Consider the following 2,829-nt stretch of genomic DNA (forward strand, 5'->3'; position numbering starts at 1 on the left):
GGTGTGGTGGGCCTGATGGCCTCATCGCAGGCAAGCCAGCTCCCACACTTGAATGTATTCACACATCAAAATGTGGGAGCTGGCTTGCCTGCGATAGCAATCTAAGCGCTACACAGCCTCCCGGTACGGGTTGCGCGGATCCTGCGTCCAATTCAAGAACGGCTTGCCCGTGTCCATCGGCACCATCTCGATGCAATCGGCCACCGGGCAGGTGATCTGGCACAAATTACAGCCCACGCATTCGTCATCGATCACCTCATATTTATGCGTACCGTCTGCCTGCTTCAAACTGGCGATGGCCTGGTGCGACGTATCCTCACAGGCAATGTGGCAACGCCCACAGCCAATACAGGCCTGCTGATCAATCTTGGCAATCACCTGGTAATTGATATCCAGGTACTTCCAGTCCGTTGTATTGCCCACCGCCCGCCCGGAAAATGCCTGCAAGCTGTTGTAGCCCTGACTGTCCATCCACCGCGACAGCCCATCCTTCATCTCTTCAACAATCCGAAACCCATGCAGCATCGCCGCCGTGCACACTTGCACGGCACCGCAGCCGAGCGCGACGAATTCCGCAGCGTCGCGCCAGTTGCCGATGCCGCCAATGCCGCAGATCGGCAGGCCCTGGGTCTGCGGGTCGCGGGCGATTTCAGCGACCATGTTCAACGCGATCGGCTTCACCGCCGAACCGCAGTAGCCGCCGTGGGTGCTCTGGGTACCGACCACCGGCAGCGCGACCATGCGCTCCAGGTCCACGCTGGTGATGGAATTGATGGTGTTGATCAGCGACACCGCGTCCGCGCCGCCGCGATACGCCGCCCGCGCGGCCACGCGGATGTCGGTGATATTCGGCGTGAGCTTGACGATCACCGGCAGCGAGCAGTAGGTCTTGCACCAGCGCGTCACCTGTTCCACGTACTCCGGCACCTGGCCCACCGCCGCGCCCATGCCCCGCTCGGGCATGCCGTGGGGGCAGCCGAAATTCAGCTCGATGCCATCGCAGCCGGTGGCCTCCACCAGCGGCAGGATGTTTTTCCAGGATTCCTCCACGCACGGCACCATCAGCGACACGATCAGGGCGCGGTCGGGCCAGTCCTTTTTGACCTGGGTGATTTCCCGCAGGTTGATCTCCAGGGAACGGTCGGTGATCAGCTCGATATTGTTGATACCCAGCACCTCACGGTTGGCGCCGTAGTGCGCCGAGTAACGCGATGACACGTTGACCGCCGCCGGGTCTTCACCCAGGGTCTTCCAGACCACGCCGCCCCAGCCCGCTTCAAACGCGCGAACCACGTTGTAGGCCTTGTCGGTGGGCGGCGCGGAGGCCAGCCAGAACGGGTTGGGCGCTTTGATACCGGCGAACACAATCGAGAGATCGGCCATTACGCAGCCTCCACATTCAGCATGAGTTGGGCGTGCATGGCTTCAGCGGCCAGCTTGCCGTGTTGCACCGCCTGCACGGTGAGGTCCTGGCCGAGACTGACGCAATCACCGCCGGCGTAGACGCCTGGAATACTGGTTTGCAGGTGTTCGTCGACGAAGATGCGTTCACCTACGCGGTGCAGTTGTTGAGCCAGTGGGTCGTGGAGCGCCGCGTTATCGAAACCCTGGCCGATGGCTTTAAAGATTGCATCGGCGGCCAGTTCAAAGGTTTCGCCGGTGGGCTGCAGGCGGCCGTTTTCCATGCGTGTGCGGGCAAAGCGCATGCCGCGCACCTGGCCTTGGTCATCCAGCAACACTTCCTCGGGTTGGGCCCAGGTCAACAGGCGCACCTGGTTGGCCTTGGCAATGTCCTGCTCGTGGTGGGTGGCGCCCATGTCAGTCAGGCCACGGCGGTACACCAGGTTCACATCGCGTGCGCCGAGGCGGGCCATTTGCACGGCCATGTCGATGGCCGTGTTGCCGGCGCCGAGCACGATGCAGCGGTCGGCCAGGGGCAGTTGGGTCAGGTCATCGGCCTGGCGCAGTTCGCGGATGTAGTCGGTGGCGGCGAGCAGGCCGGGGGCGTCCTCAAAGGGCAGGCCGAGCTGTTTGCTGGCGGCCAGGCCGAGGCCGAGGAAGACCGAATCGAACTGCTGGTGCAGCTCGCTCAGGGTCAGGTTATCGCCCAGGCGCTGGCCGTGGCGGATCTCGATGCCGCCGATCTGCAGCAGGAAATCCAGTTCCTTCTGGGCGAAGTCATCCACCAGCTTGTACTTGGCGATCCCGTATTCATTCAGGCCACCGGCCTTTTCCCGCGCCTCGAAAATCACCACATCATGGCCATGTAACGCGGCGCGATGGGCGCAGGCCAAACCCGCCGGCCCGGCGCCGACCACGGCGATGCGCTTGCCGGTCGACGCGGCGCGCTGGAACGGGTGTTCGTTGAAGTGCGCGTTGTCGATGGCGTAGCGTTGCAACAGGCCGATCAGCACCGGCGCGCATTCTTCGGCGTTGTTGCGTACGCAGGCCTGCTGGCAGAGGATTTCGGTAGGGCAAACGCGCGCGCAGCTGCCGCCGAGGATGTTGGCGGAAAGGATTTTCTGCGCCGCGCCTTGCACGTTTTCGGTGTGGATATTACGGATAAACGACGGGATATCGATCTCGCTGGGGCATGCATTGACGCACGGTGCGTCATAGCAATACAGGCAGCGCGAGGCTTCCAGTTGGGCTTGGCGGGCGTTGAGCGGCGGCGCCAGGTCGGTGAAGTGGCTGGCGAGTGTCGGCCCATCTTCATGGGGATGGGGGAGGTGGGTCAGGGTCTGGATCACGGTGATGGCCTCACGGTTTTTTTGGATTGCCTCTAAGTGGGCATTTTTCATTGCCTGTACTGGCCTCATCGGGGGCAAG

General features: G+C 62.7%; 2 protein-coding genes. Both read right to left on the reverse strand.

Going from position 1 to position 2,829, the window contains the following annotated elements:
- Positions 1 to 108: 108 nt before the first annotated feature.
- A complete protein-coding gene (preA, locus tag WBR57_RS13685; RefSeq protein WP_424084268.1) occupies positions 109 to 1,383 on the reverse strand; it encodes an NAD-dependent dihydropyrimidine dehydrogenase subunit PreA in 1,275 nt (424 codons plus the stop codon).
- A complete protein-coding gene (locus WBR57_RS13690; protein WP_424084269.1) occupies positions 1,383 to 2,750 on the reverse strand; it encodes an NAD(P)-dependent oxidoreductase in 1,368 nt (455 codons plus the stop codon). Before WBR57_RS13690 ends, preA begins: the two co-directional genes overlap by 1 nt.
- Positions 2,751 to 2,829: the final 79 nt, after the last annotated feature.

This window comes from Pseudomonas sp. (assembly GCF_049590575.1).
Lineage (GTDB): Bacteria > Pseudomonadota > Gammaproteobacteria > Pseudomonadales > Pseudomonadaceae > Aquipseudomonas.